Here is a 17,167-nt window from a genome sequence, read left to right on the forward strand (position 1 = left end):
CGAGGTGGGCAGGCGCGTCAGCGCAGCGAGAAGGTGCTCAGCCGCATCGCGTCCGAGAAGACCAGGTAGACGTCGTGCCGGCCGCGGGCGCCGCGCAGCCGCGCGGTGACGGTGCGGTATGTGTACCGGTCGCCGGTGCTGGGGACCGAAGCCGTCCCGGCGACCGGCCCGTCCGGCGCGCCGAGCCGTACTCGTACGGTCCCGCCGCCGCTGTCCGCCTTCGCGACGCGCGCGGTGAACGTCTGTGCCCCGGCGCCCAGTTCGGCGTCGCGGAAGACGATCCAGTCACCGTCCCCGGTGGCGCCGACCGCGTCCCCGCGCGCCTTGCTCTCGTCGACGATCCGGACGCCCCGGTAGTCGTCGAAGTCGGCGGCGCGGGTGGTCCTGGCCAGGTCCCGGGGCGGGATCGTCTCGCCGTCGACGCGGAGCGTCGTACGCCCCCTGATGTCCCGCGACGACGCGCCCACCAGCACGTCGTGGACGCTGCTCTCCACGACCCAGCGGCCGCGGGTGACGTCCCAGTGGGCGAGGTCGGCGGCGCGCAGCGGCAGCCGTACGGTCGTGCTCCGGCCCGCCTTCACATGGACGCGGGCGAAGCCGCGGAGCCGCTTCAGCGGCTGTTTGTCGCGCGAGGTCCGCTGGTGGGTGTAGAGCTGTACGACCTCGTCGCCGTCCCGCTCGCCGGTGTTGGTCACCCGTACGGAGACGGTGACCGTGCCGTCCCCGCCCACCCGGCGCGCGGAGAGCTCCGGCCGGCCGTAGCGGAACGTGGTGTAGGACAGGCCGTGTCCGAAGGGGTACAGCGGATCGCCCCGGAAGTAGAGGTAGGTGCGGTCCGAGGCGATGATGTCGTAGTCCAGCAGGTCCGGCAGGTCGTCCTCGGAGCGGTACCAGGTCTGGGTGAGCCGCCCGGCCGGATTGTGGTCGCCGAACAGCACGTCGGCCACGGCGTGTCCGGTCTCCTGACCCGCGTGCGTGGTCCACACGACCGCCGGGACGTGCCGCTGCTCCGGTCCGGCCGTCACCGGATAGCTGGTCTCCAGGACGACGACGGTACGGGGACTGGCCGCGCGTACGGCCTCGGCCAGCGCGGACTGTGCCGGGGCGAGCCCCATGTCCGTACGGTCGTGGTCCTCACGGCCGTTGATGCACGGCATGCTGCCGATCACCACGACCGCGGCGTCGGCGCCGCGTACCGCCTCGACCGCGTCGGCGATCCCGTCGCGCACGACTTCCACCTCGTACCGGGAGGCGTCCTCCCGGGTGGCCAGCCGCAGGGTGCCGTCGTCACCGGCCCTGAGGTACTTCTTGTCGCCGAACCAGTCGGCCGCCGTCTCGTACCCGGCGTAACGGACCAGCCGGGTACCGGCACCGTCCGCCGGCTCCTCCAGGACGAACTGCTGCTGGACGTACCAGCCGTTGGGCTGCGCCTGGTCGTTGCGGAACGCCGTCCCGTCGTAGCCGACGTACTTGCCGTTGGCCACGCTGCGCAGTGTCACCACGCCCTGGCCCCAGTCGAAGACGTCGTACCGTCCGGTGTCGCCCGGACTGCCGCCCGTCTCCGTGAGCACGGCTCCGCGCTCGCCACTGCCCGCGGTGAGGTACGCGCCCGTCGCCGTGTTGCGGAACGCCACCCGGTCCACGCCTTCGCTGGTGGTGACCGTCCCGGCGGAGCCGAGCCGCTCCCTGACGCCCTTGAGCGGGGTGACCTCGTACGGGAGCGTTCCCGAGTACCAGTCGGTGTAGAGGGTGTCGGCCAGCGGACCGACCACGGCGACCTTCCTGACGGTCCGCGCGTCCAGCGGCAGCGTCGCGTGGTCGTTCTTCAGCAGGACCACCGCCTCGCGGGCGGTCTCGCGGGCGAGCGCGCGGTGCGCCGGGCTGTCGATGACCGATCTGCCGATTCTCGCGTACGGGCCGCCGTCGGGGTCGAACTCGCCGAGCCGGAACCGGATGCCGAGCAGGTGCCGGACGGCCGTGTCGAGGTCGGACTCGTCGATCAGCCCCTCCGCCAGGGCCGTGCCGAGCGCCTTGACGGTCTTGGCGGGGGCCGCGCTGTCGGTGGTGAAGCTGTCGATACCGGCCCGGAGCGCGGCGGCGTCACCCGCCGCCAGGGTGGGGTAGTAGTCCTGGCTGCCGGGGAGCAGGTTGTTGGGCGCGTCCGCGTCCGTGACGTTGAACAGCTCCTGCTTCGCCCACTTGCGCACGGTGTCGTTCAGGCCCGGATGGACCGTCGCGGGACGGCCGTTGATGAGGTTGTAGGCGGACATCACACCGGTCACGGCATCGGCGGTGAGGGCCGGACGGAACGCCGCCTCGTCGTACTCCTTCAGGACGCGCGGGCGGAGGACCGAGTCGGAGGTGGTCCGGCGGGTCTCGGTGTTGTTGGCCAGGTAGTGCTTGATGGTGGGCGCCGTCTTCAGACGGACCGGGTCGTCGCCCTGGAGGCCCTTGCCGTAGGCGGTGGAGATGACGCCGGTCAGATACGGGTCCTCGCTGTAGCCCTCCTCGTTGCGGCCCCAGCGCGGGTCGCGCAGCAGGTTGACCACCGGCGCCCACAGGTTCAGCCCCCAGCCCTCGGGCCGCTCGTGCTGGAAGCCGCGTGCCTCGTCGCCGACGGCCGCGCCCACCCGGCCGATCAGTGCGGGGTTCCAGGTGGCGGCGAGGCCGACGGCCTGCGGGAAGACGGTGGCCGGGCCGAGCCAGGCGACCCCGTGCAGCGCCTCGGTGCCGGTGCGGAACGGCCGTATGCCGAGCCGTGGGATGCCCGGCTGGTACTGGTGCAGCAGGGAGATCTTCTCATCCCGCGTCAGCCGGCGGAGCAGATCGCCGACCCGTTCCGCGAGGGGGAGTTCCGGGTTCCGGAAGGGGTGGCCGGTGCTCGCGCCGGTCCGGGGCCGGGCGGCCGCGGGAGCGGCTCCCGCCAGGTCCAGGCCGGCGGCCAGGGGAGCGGCCGCCAGGCCGAGGGCGAGCACGTCACGTCGGGAAAGACCCTGGGGATTCACTGGGCTCCTTCGAGTCGAAGCGCTTCGATGAACGGTGCGTGGTGCCAGTGAGGTGCGAGACCGGGGCCGGCCGGCGGTGGCCGGCCGCCGTCAGGTGGTACGCGTACGAGGCGCGGTGCTCGCCCGCTCGGTCAGCCGCGGCGGCAGCAAGGTCGCATCGGGCACCTCCCGGCCGGCCAGCTTCGCCATGAGCAGTTCGACGGAGCCCGCGCCCACCTCGGCGGCGGGAATGGCGACGGAGGTGAGCGGGACCGCGGCCCCTTCGGCGAGCTCGTCCGGACACAGCGCGATCACCGACAGGTCCTCCGGTACGCGCAGCCCGGCCGCACGGAACGCCTCCAGCAGCGGGCCGAGCGCCGGCTCGTTGTGCACCACGACCCCCGTCAGGTCCGGGTGCTCGCGCAGCAGCCGGTCGACCGTTTCGCGCGCGGCCTGCGCGCCGGGCGCGCACGGCAGCACGGCCGAGGACATGCCGTACCGGTGTGCGGCGGCCGTGAAGCCCGCCGCCGTCCGCCGCGCGAAGCCGGTACCGCGCACGTACACCTCCGGCGGCGAGCCCAGCAGCGCCACACTGCGGTGCCCGAGCCGGGCCAGATGGCCGACGCACTCCTCGCCGGTGGCCGTGAAGTCCAGATCGATGCAGGTCAGCCCGTCGGCCTCGGCGGGGAAGCCGATGAGGACCGACGGCAGCCCCAGGGAGCGGAGCAGCGGGACACGGGCGTCGTGCAGCTGGACGTCCATCACGACGAGCGCGTCCACCAGCGCGCTGTCCGCCACTCGGCGCAGCCCGTCCTCGCCCTCTTCCTGGGTCAGCAGCAGCACGTCGTGGTCGTGCGCGCGTGCCGTGGTGACGACGGACGCCGCGAACTGCATCTGCACGGGCACATGGATGCCGCTGCGCAGCGGCATCACGAGCGCCACCACGTTGGACCGGCTGCTGGCCAGCGCCCGTGCCCCGGCGTGCGGACGGTACCCGAGCTCGCGGATGCTCTCCTCGACACGGTGCCGGGTGGCGGCCGAGATGGACCGCTTCCCGCTGAGCACGTACGACACCGTGCTCGGCGACACCCCGGCGCGCCGCGCCACGTCCGTGATCTTGACCATCCCGCTCTCCTCGCTGCCGCGTCCCCCGGACCGGCGAATCGAACCGTTTCGACAACGGCCGTCGAAGCGATTCGCCGGAACAGTAGGGAGGGGGGTGGGGAGAGTCAATGGCGTGAACGGAAAGTTCCGTGCCGCCTACAAGGCCGCCGTCCTGGCGTGCTCCCCGGACCGGCGGTGACGGGCGGTGCGACGGGTGCCTCGTCCGGCCGGCGTCGCGCGCGGAGCCGCGTCACCGCCCAGTCCCCGCCGGCCGCCGTGGTCAGGCCGACGGCCCAGGCCAGGTCCGCACCGCCCAGGGCGTGCGCGACCGGTCCGGTGCAGGAGGAAGTCCGTGTAGGAGGCCAGGAAGACGCCCTGGAACGCCGGCGCCGGCGTCAGGCTCACGGCCGGCGGCGCGGCGATCAGGGCGGTCCGGGTGGCGCGGCCCGGCAGCCGGCGGTGCCGGAACGTCTGGACCGCGGTCACCAGGCACAGCGCCGTGCCGTGCCGTAGAGGTTCATCGAGTTGATGTGCACGACGACGACGGCGAAGCCGAAGAGGACGACGGCGGATCTGGGGGAGGACGCCGGTCGATGGTGCGGCCTTCGACGAACCGGGCGGGGGCCGGGCCGGGCGGGGGCCGGGACGGGCCCGCCCGGCCGGCTCAGGGAAGGGAGCCGGCGGGGGACGTGCTCCCGGTCGCGGTGGTACGCGCGGCCCGCAGCAGGTCCCAGGCGAGCAGACCGGCGCCGACGCGGCCCGCGCGCTCCCCGAGCGCCGCACACACGATGTCGGGCAGGACCTGGAAGGCGACCCGGCGCTCCAGGTGGCGCCGCAACGGCACCAGCAGCTGGTCGCCCGCCTGGCTGACGCCGCCGCCCAGGACCAGCACGCCGGGGTCGAAGAGCGTCACGGCCGCCAGCAGTCCCTCGGCCATGGCGTCCGCCGCCTCGTCCCACACCCGCGCCGCGGCCGGATCGCCCGCGCCCGCCCGGCGCGCCACCTCGGCCGCGGTCACCGCGGGCCCCGCGCCGCCGGCCGCCGTCCCGCACGCCGCCGCGTACCGCCGGGCGATCGCGGCGCCGCCCGCGAGCGTGTCCAGGCAGCCGTGCTGCCCGCAGCCGCACGGTTCACCGCCGGGCCGCAGCACCAGATGGCCCAGCTCCGCCGAGCGCCAGTGGCTGCCCGGGAAGGGCAGGCCGTCGAGCAGCACGGCGCCGCCGACGCCGGTGCCGACGGGGACGAAGAGGACGACGGGGTGGCCCCGGCCCGCGCCGAGCCGGGCCTCGGCGACGCCGCCGGAGCGCACGTCGTGCCCGAGCACCACGGGCAGCCCCAGCCGCTCCGCGACCAGCCGCCGCAGCGGGACGTCCTGCCACTTGACGACCGAGGAGAACATCACCGTGCCGGCGTCCTCGTCGACCAGCCCGCAGGAGGCGATGCCCGCCGCCCGGACCGTGATGCCGGCGGCCCGCGCCTCGGCGACGGCCCGCTCGGCATGGTCCAGCACGGCCGTCAGCACGGCGTCCGGGCCGTCGGCCGGGCGGGTGGCGGTGCGGCGTTCGGCGGTGACCGTGCCGTCCGGGGCGACCAGCGCCGACTTGAGGACGGTGCCGCCGATGTCCAGGCCGAGCACCCGGCCGGTACCGGCCACCGGCGCCTCGCCGTCCGTACGGTTCACGACGCCTCCTGATCACGTGACGGCACGTCACCATTTAACGGGATGCATGCCTTCCGGTCCCTTACCCCGCTCCCGGGCCGCGCCACCGTTCGAGGTGGCGCAGCAGCCGGTCGTACTGCCGGGTACCCGCGTCGACGGCCAGGTGGGCGCCGCGCAGTACCTGGCAGATCTCGGCGGGCGTCAGCCGGGGGCGCTGGTCGCGCAGCCCCGCGGAGAGTTCCTCGCTGTGCCGGGGGTCGATGCGGGTGTGTGCGGTGAAGTAGAGGCGGGTGTCCTCGTCGTGCAGGCCCACCCGGTCCATGCCGGCCAGCAGCTGCCGGAAGTGCGGCTCGACCCAGCTCTCGAAGACGAAGAAGCAGCCGTAGGCGGCCTGGGTGCGGGACGGGCGGGTGAGCAGCGCGGTGAACAGATTGGAGGTGATCTTGGCGAACCACGGGTGCGCGTCGCGGTACCGGGCCAGTTCCTCCCAGCCGGCGGCGGAGCCGAGCTGGCGGCGCAGCCAGTAGGTGTGGAAGTTCTCCAGCCGGCCGCGGCCGCACTCGTCCCACAGGTTGGCGGCCGCGACCGCCTTCTGCCGGCCCTGGAGGCCCACGACCAGCAGCGCGACCTCGTCGTCCACGACTTCGTTGCGGATCAGCTCGCACCGTACGAAGTACTCGATCTGCGCGCGGGTGGCGTCCTCGGCCAGGTAGCGGAAGAGCGGGTGGCAGACGCCGGTGTTGTCGGCGGCCAGCGCGTCCAGGTGGTCGGCGGCCGCCTCCTGCCCGTCCGGTTCGGGTACCGGCGCCGGCGTGGCCCAGACGTCGATCAGTTCGCGTTCCAGTCGCGTGCGCGCCGCGAACAGCGCGATCTCCAGGTCGTCGTCACGGGAGCCGTTGGCCGGTCCGTCGCGGTAGCCCAGGGACCGGGAGCAGAGCGTGGCCAGGTGTTCGTGCAGGAACCTGCCGTGCGCCTCGGGGTCGGTGCGGAGCCGGGCCAGCCGCTCCGCCTGGACATCGGGCGGCGCGCTCAGGAACCGGGCCAGCTCCGGGTCCAGCCCCTGGAACGGCCGTACCGGCGGCCAGTACAGGTCCTGGAGGGGCGGGGCGCTCATCGGAGTCCTCCCTTCTCCGCGACACGCAGCGCGTTGGCGGCGATGGTCAGTCCGGGGTTGACGGCCGCCGACGACGGGAACCACGAGCTGTCGGCGATCCACAGGTTGGCCAGGTCGTGTGCCTTGCAGTCCGGGTCGACGACGCTGGTGGCCGGGTCGGTGCCGGCGACCGCGGTACCGCACTGGTGCGAGGTGACGTCGATGCCCATGTGCCGCGCCGACACCAGCGGGTACCCGGCCCTGCGCATCATCCGGGCGGTCCTGCGCACCAGTTCGCGGTGGGGCGTGAGGTTCACCGGCCGCCGGCCGACCCGGATCGCGCCGTCCGGGCCGACCGTGACGCGGTTGCCGGGCGCCGGCAGGTCCTCGCTGGTGAGGTAGAGGTCGACGCTGTGCCGGGTGAGGAAGCCCAGCGCCGGGCCGGGCAGCCGGGGGTGGAGCCCCCGGGCGGTGGCGGGCTGGAGTTTGCCGAGGGTCTGGACGTTGCCCAGCGGGCCGTGCGCGCCGTTCGCCAGGTACCAGTCGTTCAGGCCCAGGGTCTTCTGGAACACCGTCTCGCTGGGGCGGCGGGGATCGACGGCGACGAGGAAGGTGCTGTTGTGCACCATGTAGTTGCGGCCGACCTGCCCGGAGGAGTTCGCCTCACCTTCGGGCCGCCGGTTACGCGAACGCAGCAGCAGCGCCGCCGTGTTCACCGCGCCGCAGGCCAGTACGTAGCGGTCGGCGCGGATGCGGAGCTCCGTGCCGGCGTGCCGGGCGGCGGCCGCGGTCACCCGCCGCCCCGGCGCGTCCGTCAGCAGCCCGGTCACGACGGTGCGGGTGAGCAGGGACACGTTTCCCGAGGCCAGCGCGGGCCGCAGCGCGCACACGTCCGCATCGCTCTTGGCGCCCAGCAGGCAGGGGAAACCGTCACAGGTGGCGCAGCGCACGCAGGCCCCGCCCGGCCGCAGGTCGATGCCGGTGGGCAGGTCGAAGGGGGCCAGGCCCTGGGCGCGCAGCGCGTCGGCCAGCTCGGCGACGGCCGGCTCGTGCGGCACCGCGGGGTACGGGAAGCCGGCGGAGCGCCAGGGCTCGGTGGGGTCCTGTCCCGCCGTGCCGTGCACCCGGTAGAGCCGCTCGGCCGCCGCGTAGTACGGCTCCAGCTCCGCGTACGGGAACGGCCAGGCCCGCGAGACGCCCTCCGCGTGCTCCACAGGCCCGAAGTCGGCCTCTCGGAACCGCGGCAGGGTCGCGCCGAAGACCTTGGTGTTGCCGCCGACGTAGTAGTGGACGCCCGGCTGGAAGCGCCGTCCGGTGTCGGCGTCGTACCACGGCTCGGCGTTGCGGTACCGCTTCTCGGTGAAGACCGCGTGCGGCGACCAGTTCGCCGCCTCCCGGGGCAGGAAGTCGCCGCGCTCGACGACGAGGACCCGGGCGCCGGAGTCCCGCAGCGCGTAGGCCAGGGTCGCGCCGCCCATACCGGCCCCGATGACCGCGATGTCGCAGTCCACCTCGGGCCCGTCGGGGCGCAGCAGACCCGGCGGCTCCGGCGGGTACGTGGCGTTCATCGCTGCCTCCTTGCAGGCCCTGTGGCGGGTGGGGTGAGGTACCGGGCGGCGATCTCGTGCGCGAAGGCCATGATCGTGCCCTGCGGGCTGACACCGGTCGGACCAGGCAGCACGGCGGCGTCGCACAGCCGCAGATTGCGGAAGCCGTACGGGCGGCCGTCCGGGCCGCACACCCCGCCGCTCCCGGCGGGCCCCATCGGGCACGACGCCATCGCGTGCACGGACACCAGGTCCCAGCCGCGCGGATCGGTCCGCCGCGCGAACTCCTCGGCGGCCCGGGCCGAGCCCAGCACGCCGGGCGCCGGCGGGTACAGCTCCACGGCCCCGGCCCGGAACAGCAGCCGTGCCGCGCGCACCAGCGCGAAGCGCAGCAGGTCCACGTCGTGCGCGGCGAGCCGGTGCCGCAGCACGGTCCCCGCGCCGGGGAGCCGGCCGATCCGTACCCGGCCCGTCATCCGCACCTGCACCGTGAAGACCGCCACCCGCGCGAGGTCGGCCAGGAGCGCGTCGACCACCGCGGGGCCCTGCCGCACGAGCGCCGCCGCCAGCGAACCGGGCGTGAGGTTGGCGGCCATGACGTGAATGCCCAGCCCGCTGAACTCGCCCACCTGGGCGGTGAAGATGGTGCCCCGCTCGGCATGGAGCGGCGAGCCGAAGCGGGCGGGCAGCCGCAGGTTCACGTGGAAGGCCATGCCGCGGCCCGCCGTCCGGCGGTGGATGCCGCTGCGCTGGAGGAGCGCCGCGCTCCCGACGGCCCCGGCGGCCAGGAAGACCGTACGCGGCCGGTACCGCACCGGTGCGCCGTCCGGCCCCACCGCCCGTACGGTGTGCACCGTACCGCCGTCGTGGTCCAGCCGTACGACGCGTACGCCCGGCTCGATACGGGCGCCGTACCGCTCGGCTTCCGGCAGATAGGTCGTCGCCATGGTCCGCTTGGCGCCGGACGGGCAGCCCGTGGGGCAGCGGTTGCGGTGCGCGCAGCCTGGTGCCGCGCGTCGGGCGAGCGTCCAGCCCCAGCCCAGGCCCTCGGCGGCCGCCGCCAGCAGCCGGGAGTCCTCGTTGCCCGCACCGTGCCGCTGCGCGTCCACGGCCAGCCGGCGGGAGATCTCGCTGAGGTGCCCGGCGAGATGGCGGAGACGGTAGCCGTCGGTGCCGCGGGTCTCCGCCCACCGGTCCAGCAGCCCGGCCGGCGGCTCCCACAGCAGCCCGCCGTTGACCACGGTCGTGCCGCCCACGCAGCGGCCCTCGCCGTAGGGGATGACGGGGCGGCCGAAGACGGGGGTGAGGCCCGCGTTGCGGTACAGCCGGCGCAGGCTGTCGGCCGGCGGCAGGGCGGCGAGCTCGGCGGTGGACACCCGCGGGCCTTCCTCCAGCACCCGCGGGTGGCGGCCCGCCCGGGCCAGTTCCAGCGCTGCCACGGCCCCGCCCGCTCCCGAGCCGATGACCAGCGCGTCGCACTCGACGGTGCGCGGCGTACGGCCGCTCATGGCGTGACTCCCGTCGGGACGGAGGGCGGCACGGGCGGAAGCGGGTCCGCGCCCGGCACCAGACGGTCGGGGCCGCCGTCCAGCCCGCCGTACAGGGCCAGCGCCTCGGCGGCCCGCAGCAGCGGCCCGACCCCCCGCAGCCGCGCCAGCCGCTCGCTCCCGTATGCCAGCGACTCCCCGTCGCACCTGGTCACCCGCCGCCCGGTGGCCAGGAGGAACGCGAGCGGCACGAGGCGCAGGACGAGCCGGGCGGCGGCCAGGTACGGGCGCGGCCCGGCCCGCAGACTGCCCGCGACATGGGCAGTGGCGCGCGCCAGGACCGCGCGGTCCCGCAGTACGGGATGGCGCGCGGCCCACACCGCGGGCAGCCCGCTCGCCGTCAGCGCCCGCTCCACGGACGCGGCACTCATCGCCGGACCGCCTTGTCCCTGGCGAACGCCGCCAGCAGGCGGGGCGCGCCCTGGTCCAGTACGGCGTCCAGCGCCGCCAGGAACACCTCGACCTCCTTGTCCCCGGCCACCAGCGGCGGCGAGACGATCAGCGGCAGGCCGTGGTTGGAGCCGTAGAACGTCAGCACGTCGTGCTCCCGGTACAGCGCGGCGATCACGGCCGCGGTGATCAGCTTCAGCCGCAGCCGCGGGTCCCGCGCGAAGGAGCCGGGCAGCAGCCGCAGCACCCGGTCCAGCGCTGGATGGCCGGCCCGCAGGAACACGCCGTGCAGCGCGCCCCGCCCGGCCGCGCCCGCGACCAGGCCCGGATGCCGCGCCGCGATCCGGGCCAGGCCGGCGGACAGCTGCTCGCCGATCCGCACCGCACGCCCGGGATAGTCGTCCTCGACCGCGATCGCGACCGCCTCCAGTGCGGTGACGGTCTCCTCGCCGAAGCCGTAGTAGGTGGTGCTGTGCAGGGTGGCGTCGGTGAGGTTGTCGTACGCGGCCCGGAACAGCGGCTCGCGCGCGATGTAGCCGGAGATGGACGCCTTGCCGCCGCCGAAGGACTTGGAGGTGGTGAGCACGTCGGGGACGAGCCCCGGATGGCGCATGAAGTGGAACAGTGTCCCCGTCCTGCCCCAGCCGGTGTAGACCTCGTCGAAGACGAGCACGATGTCCCGCTCGGTGCACAGCCGCCGCACCTCGCGCAGGAACTCCCCGGAGCACTCGCGCAGCCCGGAGGCGCTGAACGGCTCCAGCACCACCGCGTACACATCGCTGCCGCCGTCCCCCGTGGTGTGCCGCTCCAGCGCGAGGACGAAGGAGGCGAGGTCGTCGTAGGCGAAGGCGTCGGTGCCCGGCAGGCCGGGATAGGGGAACGTCACCTCCGGCGAGGCGGTGAGGCTGCCCGCGCCGAGCAGCTTGCCGTGGAAGGCGATGTCGGAGTGGAGGACGGTGCCGCGGCGGCCGCGGTGGTACTTGTACGCCAGCTTCACCGCGCCCTCGACCGCCTCGGCCCCGGAGTTCGGGAAGTAGCCGATGTTCAGGTCGCCGGGCAGCAGCTGCGCGAGGTTGTGGGAGAGCGCGGCGACGTAGGGCGAGAGGAAGTTCTTGTGCACCTCCATCGCCTGGCGTTCGGCGAACCGGCGGCGCGCCGCGAGGATCCGCGGGTGGTTGTGCCCGTGGTTCAGCACGCCGATGCCGCCGGTGAAGTCCAGGATCCGCCGCCCGTCGCGCAGGGTGATCCAGCACCCCTCGGCACGCTCGGCCAGGTCGTGCCCGAAGCCGAAGGAGCCGAGCAGCGACACCTGGCTGCGGCTGACGTAACGGCGGTAGAGGCCGTGCACCTGACGAGGCGTCATGTGCAGGCAGTCCTCGGCGGTGAAGAGGTCAGTCATGGGCCGCTCCCGTGGTGAGCGGGGCGGGGTGCGCGGGCCGGGCCGCCGCCCGGACGCGGTCGGCGATCAGCCGGCCGGCCCGCTGCCCGCCCCGGAGGGCGTAGTTGGTGCCCCGGTCCTCGGGGAACACCTGGGCCATGCCGGCCAGGTAGAGACCCGGTACGGGGCTCTCGGTGGCGGGGACGGTCCGCGAGTAGTGCCGGGTGATCACCGGCTGGGCGTGCTCCGCGCGCCACACGTGGTACCGGCGCACCCACTCCTCCCGGAACGCGGGGAACATCCGGCGCAGGTGCAGCAGGCTGTAGCGGTACACCTGGTCGTCCGGCATCCGGTACAGCCCCGCACCGGCCGGCAGGTACTTCGACAGGTAGACCACGTGGCGTCCCCCGTAGTGCCACGCCGGGTCGAGGTTGGTGTGCTCGATGACGCCGACGTAGGGGAAGCCGGGGTCGCTGACGTTGAGCCAGTAGGTGTCCGACAGCGGCCGGTCGTTCTCCAGCACCAGGCAGATGTTGGCCAGGTACCGGACCGCCGCGAGCTGCCGCCGCAGGCCCGGCACGGCCGGGTGGGCATCGTCCTGCCCGGCGAGGAGCGCGGCGGCGGGGCCGGGCGCCGTGGTCACCAGCACCCGCCGCGCCGCGTACCGCGTGCCGCCGGCCCGTACGCCGGTCACCCCGCCCGGCCCGGCCAGTACCTCCGTGACCGGGCAGGACGTACGGATCCGCACCCCCAGCCGGGCCAGCTCCGGCAGCCAGGCGGCCAGCAGCGCGCCGCAGCCGCCGCGCAGGTAGTACAGCACCTCGCGCCCCGCGCGGCTGCGGCTGCCGCCGCGCAGGTGCAGCTTGGTCCACATCCAGGTCGCGCCGACCTCGGGCGCGTACTCCCCGAACTTGCCCGCCAGCAGCGGCCGCCAGACCCGGTCGTACACCCGCCGCCCGGCCAGCCGCACCAGCCACTCCTCGGCCGTCAGCGCCTCCAGCTCCCGCCAGTGCCGGACCCGGCCGGCCCGCAGCACCGACCGGGCGAGCCGGAACCGGTCCACGACGGGCAGCGGCGCGAACCGCGCCACGTCCAGCGGCGTGGACAGCCGGTGGATGCCGCCCGCGTGGTAGAAGCCGGTACGGCCCGCGTGCCGCTCGACGAGACCGCCGCAGCCCAGCTCGGCGCAGAGCCGGAAGACGTCGGTGTCGGAGGCGAACCAGTGGTGGTAGAAGCGCTCCAGCTGCCGCCCGCCGACCGTGAAGGTGCCCGCGAGCCCGCCCACCCGGTCGCCGGCCTCCAGGACCAGGCAGCGCAGCCCCGCCCGGCCCAGCTCGTGCGCCGCCGCGAGCCCGGTGAACCCGGCACCGACCACGACGACGTCCCACCCGTCCCCGGGCGCGGCGCTCATCGCGCCGTCCGGACGCGGGGCGTGAGCGGCCGTACGGTCCCGTCCTCCGGCACCTCCGGGGCCGCCGGGGTGCCGGTCTGCGGCGGGTGGCGCTCCAGCAGGACGTACGGCGGGCGGCCGCGCAGTTCGCGGTGGACCAGCCGCAGGTACTCGCCGAGCAGCCCGAGCAGCACCGCCTCGCAGCCGAACGTCCAGGCCGCCAGCGGCAGCCGGTGGCGGCGTACGGCGGCGGTCATGGCCGCGCCGCCCAGCCAGGTGAGGCCGACGACGGCCGGCATCCGGGCGGGCGCGGGGGAGCAGGACACCAGGCCGCGGCGGGAGAGGTCGGCCATCTTCCGCAGCGAGTACTTCGAGCGGCCGGCCGGGCGCGCCGGCCGCTCGTACGCCACGCTCGTCTCCGGGAACCCCGCCCAGCACACCGAGCCCCGCAAGTACGGTTCCCCTTCGGGCAGTTCGGTGAGCAGCCGCACGACGGACCGGTCCAGCAGCCGGAAGTCGCCGGTGTCCAGCGCCACCGGCTGGTCCGCGAGGGCGGCCAGCAGCCGGTAGTAGACGTGCGCGGTGACCACCTTGAAGCGGCTCTCCCCGGCCCGTGCGGTCCGCCGGGCCGACACCACCGACCAGCCGGCGCGCCACCGTTCGACCAGCTCGGGGATGAGCTCGGGCGGGTCCTGGAGGTCGGCGTCCATGGTGATCACCGCGTCCCCGGCCGCGGCGCGCAGTCCGGCGAGTATCGCCTGCTGGTGGCCGAAGTTCCGGGTCAGCCGGACGAGCCGGACCGCGGGGTCCCCGCCGGCGAGGGAGGTCAGCGTGTACCAGGTGCCGTCCTTGCTGCCGTCGTCGACGTAGACCACCTCGTGGGCGCAGTCCGGGAGGCGGCCCAGCGCGGCGGTGAGCCGCCGGTGGGTCCGGTCCAGCACCGCCTCCTCGTCGTAACACGGCACCACCACACTGATCAGCGGCGGCCGGCCGCCCTCCGCACCGGAGGCGCCGGACGTGCCGGACGCGCCGGAGGTACGCGGATTCCCCGGTACCGCCGGGAAGGGGATCGAGGTCATGTCGTCTCCTCACGTACGTGCGGGGCACCGGCCGGGACGTGGGGCCGGGCCGGTGCCCGTCGTGCGTCAGCCCAGTACCTCGTCGGCCGTCGCACGGAAGCGTTCGGCGGCTGCGGCGATCTCGTCGGGGCCGCTGAACACGTCGACGCCCGCGTCGGCGCCCAGGTAGCTGTCGGACAGGCCCACGGTCAGGGCGACCGCGCGGCCCAGGACGTCGTCGGTGCGGGGCAGCGCGCCGGGCCGGAAGTCCTGGCGCGGCCAGGCGGGTTCCGGGCGCCGGGACGGGCAGGACCGGGTGTCGCCCGCGGCCAGCGCGCGCAGCTCCGGCAGCCCGCCGTAGTAGTGCTTGGGCGAGTGCAGCAGCGTCCTGGTGCCCAGCCGTTTCGCCACCGCCTCGGCCGCGGCCCGCTCCTCGAAGAGGTGGACCAGCACGGTCGCGCAGTCGCCCGCCGGGTCGTGCGACGGACGGCGGACCAGACCGTCCCGTACGGGGATGAGGGCGGCCAGCGCGTCCCGCTGGGCCCGGGTGCGGGCCAGCACGGTGTCCAGGCGGGCCAGCTGGGCGCGGGCGACGGCCGCCGTCAGTTCGGTCATCCGCAGGTTCAGGCCCAGCATCCGGTCGCCGGGCCCCTCCTCGGCGCGGTACGGGAACCAGCCGTGGTCGTGGAAGCCGTAGGCCCGCTGGAAGGTGTGTTCGTCGGGGGTGAGCAGGAACCCGCCGTCGCAGGCCGTGACCACCTTGAACATGTTGAGCGAGAACGCCCCTGCCTGGCCGAAGGAGCCCAGGGGCCGCCCGCGGTACGTCCCGCCGCACGCCTGCGCCGCGTCCTCCAGCACCAGCAGCCCCAGCTCGTCCGCGAGGTCCCGCAGCGCGTCCATGTCGCAGGGGGCGCCGAGCATGTGAATCGGCATCAGCGCCTTGGTGCGCGGGGTGATCCGGGACCGTACGTCCTCCGGGTCCAGGGTCAGCGTCTCGTCGATCTCCGCCACCACGGGCGTGGCCCCGCTGTGGACGATCGCGGCGACCGAGGCGACGTAGAGGTACCCGGGCACGACGACCTCGTCGCCGGGCCCGATGTCCAGCGCCGCCAGCGCCGTGACCAGCGCGGAGGTACCGCTGTTGACGGACAGGCAGTACGGGCTCGCCAGGCGGCGCGCGGCCTCCTGCTCGAACAGCCGCGTCTGGGTGATCTCGCCGAGCGGGTAGGAGTGCGCTGCGGTGGAGCGGGACCACGCGTTCAGTACCTGCTGGACGTTCGCGCGTTCTTCGTCCCCGAAGAAGGCATATCCGGGACCGGGCATGAAGGGCTCCGTGAAGGTCGGCGGGGTGGGGCGGCCTGTCGCGTGCGGCGCGTCAGAAGACGACGGGGCAGAACGGTGCCGGGTCGTGGCGGAAGGCGGCCGCGGCGGCGCGGACCGCGCCGGGGCGCAGTTCCGTCACCCGGCCGGCCAGCGCGAGCTGGGTGACGGAGCCGCCGCCCAGCAGCAGGCTGCCCAGCTCCCGCGCCGTGAGTGCCAGGTCGGCGGCCGCGCGGGTGCGGACGCAGTCGGCTTCCGCGGGGCCCGTGATGAGCCGCCACCGCCCTTCGTTCCAGGGGCAGAGCGGATCGCTCACCTCCAGTACGAGCTCGGTCTCGACGGCGTAGCCGCGGCCGGCCAGCGCGCGGTCGACGTCGACGGCGCGGGCGTACAGCTGGTCGCGCACGGTGGGCGCGGCGCTGCGCGGGTCGGTGAGCAGGGCCAGCACCGGGTCGTCGACCGGGCGGGCGTTCGCGGTGACGGTGCCGCCGAGATCGATGTCCAGCAGTGCCCGCCAGAGCAAGGCGTAGCCGGCCGGGTCGGTCGCGCCCAGGTCGTGGACGGAGACGGTGTACCGGGGGTAGGAGCGGGTCCAGCCGGCGGTGAGCCGGTAGAGGGCGTAGCCGCGCGGGCCCGTGCCGTCCGTCGCCAGCATGCACAGCAGGCGTCCGGCGCCGCCGCGGTCGGCCGGCGGGTCGGCGAGGGAACGGCGCAGCCAGGCACCCTCCCGGCGGAGCATCCCGGGGCGCTCGCCCAGGCAGCCGCGGCACACCGCCGCGACGGCGGCCTCGGCCTCGGCGGGGGAGGTGACGTCCAGGGTGAGCGGGGGACCGCCGTCCGCCGGGATCTCGGCCAGCTCCCGCGCCTCCACGGGGACGGCGAGGCTGACGGCCTGGCTGGCCGTGCCGAAGCCGAGGCGGCCGTAGATGCCCGGCTCGGTGGAGTTCAGGACCGCGACCGGCTCGGCCCGGGCCGTGTGCAGGTCGGTGAGGGTGCGCCGGACCAGTTCGCGCATCAGGCCGCGCCGCCGGTGCGCGGGGGAGACGGCCACGTAGCCGAGGCCGAACACCGGGCTCGGTCCGGCGCCGGGCAGCGTCATCTCCAGGGAGTAGCCGGCCAGCGTGGCGCAGGGCCCGTCCGCCGTGCGGGCGAGCAGCGAGCGCTTGGGCTCCAGCAGCTCGGCGACGACCGCGCGGTGGTCCGGCGAATGGTCGTACCCGCCGTAGGCCAGACCCACCACGCCGGCGAAATCGGACCAGTCGTCAGGAGGCCGGAACTCATAATCCGGAGAACCCGGAGAACGCTGTGAGGAAGAATGCACAGGGCACCTCCGACCGATTCCGGATGATGCCCGTACGGGCATCGCATCGGGGAAAGCAATTCAGTCGGCGCGTATGCCGGGCAGGCCGCACTGCCCGAAGTCGAGGTCTTTCTCCGCAGGGGCGAAGCCGCCTTGCGGAAAGGACCGCCGCGAGGCCCGGATCGCGGTCTCCTCATGCGCCGATGAACCGATTCGGGGCCGCCAGAGGCTGATAACCACACTCTTGAGGCTGCCCTCGGCTGTCAACCCCCGCAGCCCGGAAGTCCCCGGTCAACGGCCATTCCGGCCATTCAGGACGAGCCCGGTACCGTGCGTTTCACATCCGGCCATATTCCCCCGAAGCGCCTTGCGCGGGCCGTGGCTCCATCCAGACTC

General features: G+C 74.6%; 12 protein-coding genes. All 12 read right to left on the bottom strand.

Annotated elements, in window-relative coordinates:
* Positions 1–17 precede the first annotated feature (17 nt).
* Positions 18–3,005, bottom strand: coding sequence for a glycoside hydrolase family 3 protein (locus tag AAC944_RS33080; protein WP_030608959.1), 2,988 nt, complete (start codon positions 3,003–3,005; stop codon positions 18–20).
* Between the two features lie 90 nt (positions 3,006–3,095).
* The gene (locus tag AAC944_RS33085; protein ID WP_030608957.1) at positions 3,096–4,109 is read right to left on the bottom strand and encodes a LacI family DNA-binding transcriptional regulator; all 1,014 of its coding nucleotides are present in this window, start codon (positions 4,107–4,109) and stop codon (positions 3,096–3,098) included.
* A gap of 643 nt (positions 4,110–4,752) precedes the next feature.
* Positions 4,753–5,769 carry an ROK family protein gene (locus AAC944_RS33090; RefSeq protein ID WP_368396639.1) on the bottom strand — a complete coding sequence of 339 codons (1,017 nt, stop codon included), beginning with the start codon at positions 5,767–5,769 and terminating at the stop codon, positions 4,753–4,755.
* Between the two features lie 61 nt (positions 5,770–5,830).
* Entirely contained in the window at positions 5,831–6,862 is a 1,032-nt protein-coding gene (locus AAC944_RS33095) for an iron-containing redox enzyme family protein (RefSeq protein ID WP_078888315.1), read from the bottom strand.
* A complete protein-coding gene (locus AAC944_RS33100) occupies positions 6,859–8,409 on the bottom strand; it encodes an FAD-dependent oxidoreductase (protein WP_030608950.1) in 1,551 nt (516 codons plus the stop codon). The genes AAC944_RS33095 and AAC944_RS33100 overlap by 4 nt, the downstream gene beginning before the upstream one ends.
* On the bottom strand, positions 8,406–9,896 hold the full coding sequence (locus tag AAC944_RS33105; protein ID WP_030608947.1) for a GMC family oxidoreductase N-terminal domain-containing protein: 1,491 nt from the start codon (positions 9,894–9,896) through the stop codon (positions 8,406–8,408). Before AAC944_RS33105 ends, AAC944_RS33100 begins: the two co-directional genes overlap by 4 nt.
* Entirely contained in the window at positions 9,893–10,306 is a 414-nt protein-coding gene (locus tag AAC944_RS33110; RefSeq protein ID WP_030608944.1) for a hypothetical protein, read from the bottom strand. The genes AAC944_RS33105 and AAC944_RS33110 overlap by 4 nt, the downstream gene beginning before the upstream one ends.
* Positions 10,303–11,724 carry an aspartate aminotransferase family protein gene (locus AAC944_RS33115; protein WP_030608942.1) on the bottom strand — a complete coding sequence of 474 codons (1,422 nt, stop codon included), beginning with the start codon at positions 11,722–11,724 and terminating at the stop codon, positions 10,303–10,305. Before AAC944_RS33115 ends, AAC944_RS33110 begins: the two co-directional genes overlap by 4 nt.
* On the bottom strand, positions 11,717–13,114 hold the full coding sequence (locus tag AAC944_RS33120; RefSeq protein WP_051871434.1) for an NAD(P)/FAD-dependent oxidoreductase: 1,398 nt from the start codon (positions 13,112–13,114) through the stop codon (positions 11,717–11,719). The genes AAC944_RS33115 and AAC944_RS33120 overlap by 8 nt, the downstream gene beginning before the upstream one ends.
* Positions 13,111–14,172, bottom strand: a complete 1,062-nt coding sequence (locus tag AAC944_RS33125) for a glycosyltransferase family 2 protein (protein ID WP_051871433.1) — start codon at positions 14,170–14,172, stop codon at positions 13,111–13,113. The genes AAC944_RS33120 and AAC944_RS33125 overlap by 4 nt, the downstream gene beginning before the upstream one ends.
* A 66-nt stretch (positions 14,173–14,238) precedes the next feature.
* Complete coding sequence (locus tag AAC944_RS33130) at positions 14,239–15,474, bottom strand: DegT/DnrJ/EryC1/StrS family aminotransferase (protein WP_030608932.1); 1,236 nt, start codon at positions 15,472–15,474, stop codon at positions 14,239–14,241.
* 52 nt (positions 15,475–15,526) lie between these two features.
* Complete coding sequence (locus AAC944_RS33135) at positions 15,527–16,834, bottom strand: GNAT family N-acetyltransferase (protein ID WP_078888314.1); 1,308 nt, start codon at positions 16,832–16,834, stop codon at positions 15,527–15,529.
* Positions 16,835–17,167: the final 333 nt, after the last annotated feature.

Source organism: Streptomyces sclerotialus, assembly GCF_040907265.1.
GTDB classification, from domain to species: Bacteria; Actinomycetota; Actinomycetes; order Streptomycetales; family Streptomycetaceae; genus Streptomyces; species Streptomyces sclerotialus.

Coding starts and splice junctions, on each gene's coding strand:
- AAC944_RS33115 (WP_030608942.1), bottom strand. CDS start 11,724: ATGACTGACCTCTTCACCGCCGAGGACTGCCTGCACATGACGCCTCGT.
- AAC944_RS33085 (WP_030608957.1), bottom strand. CDS start 4,109: ATGGTCAAGATCACGGACGTGGCGCGGCGCGCCGGGGTGTCGCCGAGC.
- AAC944_RS33135 (WP_078888314.1), bottom strand. CDS start 16,834: ATGCCCGTACGGGCATCATCCGGAATCGGTCGGAGGTGCCCTGTGCAT.
- AAC944_RS33100 (WP_030608950.1), bottom strand. CDS start 8,409: ATGAACGCCACGTACCCGCCGGAGCCGCCGGGTCTGCTGCGCCCCGAC.
- AAC944_RS33110 (WP_030608944.1), bottom strand. CDS start 10,306: ATGAGTGCCGCGTCCGTGGAGCGGGCGCTGACGGCGAGCGGGCTGCCC.
- AAC944_RS33130 (WP_030608932.1), bottom strand. CDS start 15,474: ATGCCCGGTCCCGGATATGCCTTCTTCGGGGACGAAGAACGCGCGAAC.
- AAC944_RS33120 (WP_051871434.1), bottom strand. CDS start 13,114: ATGAGCGCCGCGCCCGGGGACGGGTGGGACGTCGTCGTGGTCGGTGCC.
- AAC944_RS33095 (WP_078888315.1), bottom strand. CDS start 6,862: ATGAGCGCCCCGCCCCTCCAGGACCTGTACTGGCCGCCGGTACGGCCG.
- AAC944_RS33105 (WP_030608947.1), bottom strand. CDS start 9,896: ATGAGCGGCCGTACGCCGCGCACCGTCGAGTGCGACGCGCTGGTCATC.
- AAC944_RS33125 (WP_051871433.1), bottom strand. CDS start 14,172: ATGACCTCGATCCCCTTCCCGGCGGTACCGGGGAATCCGCGTACCTCC.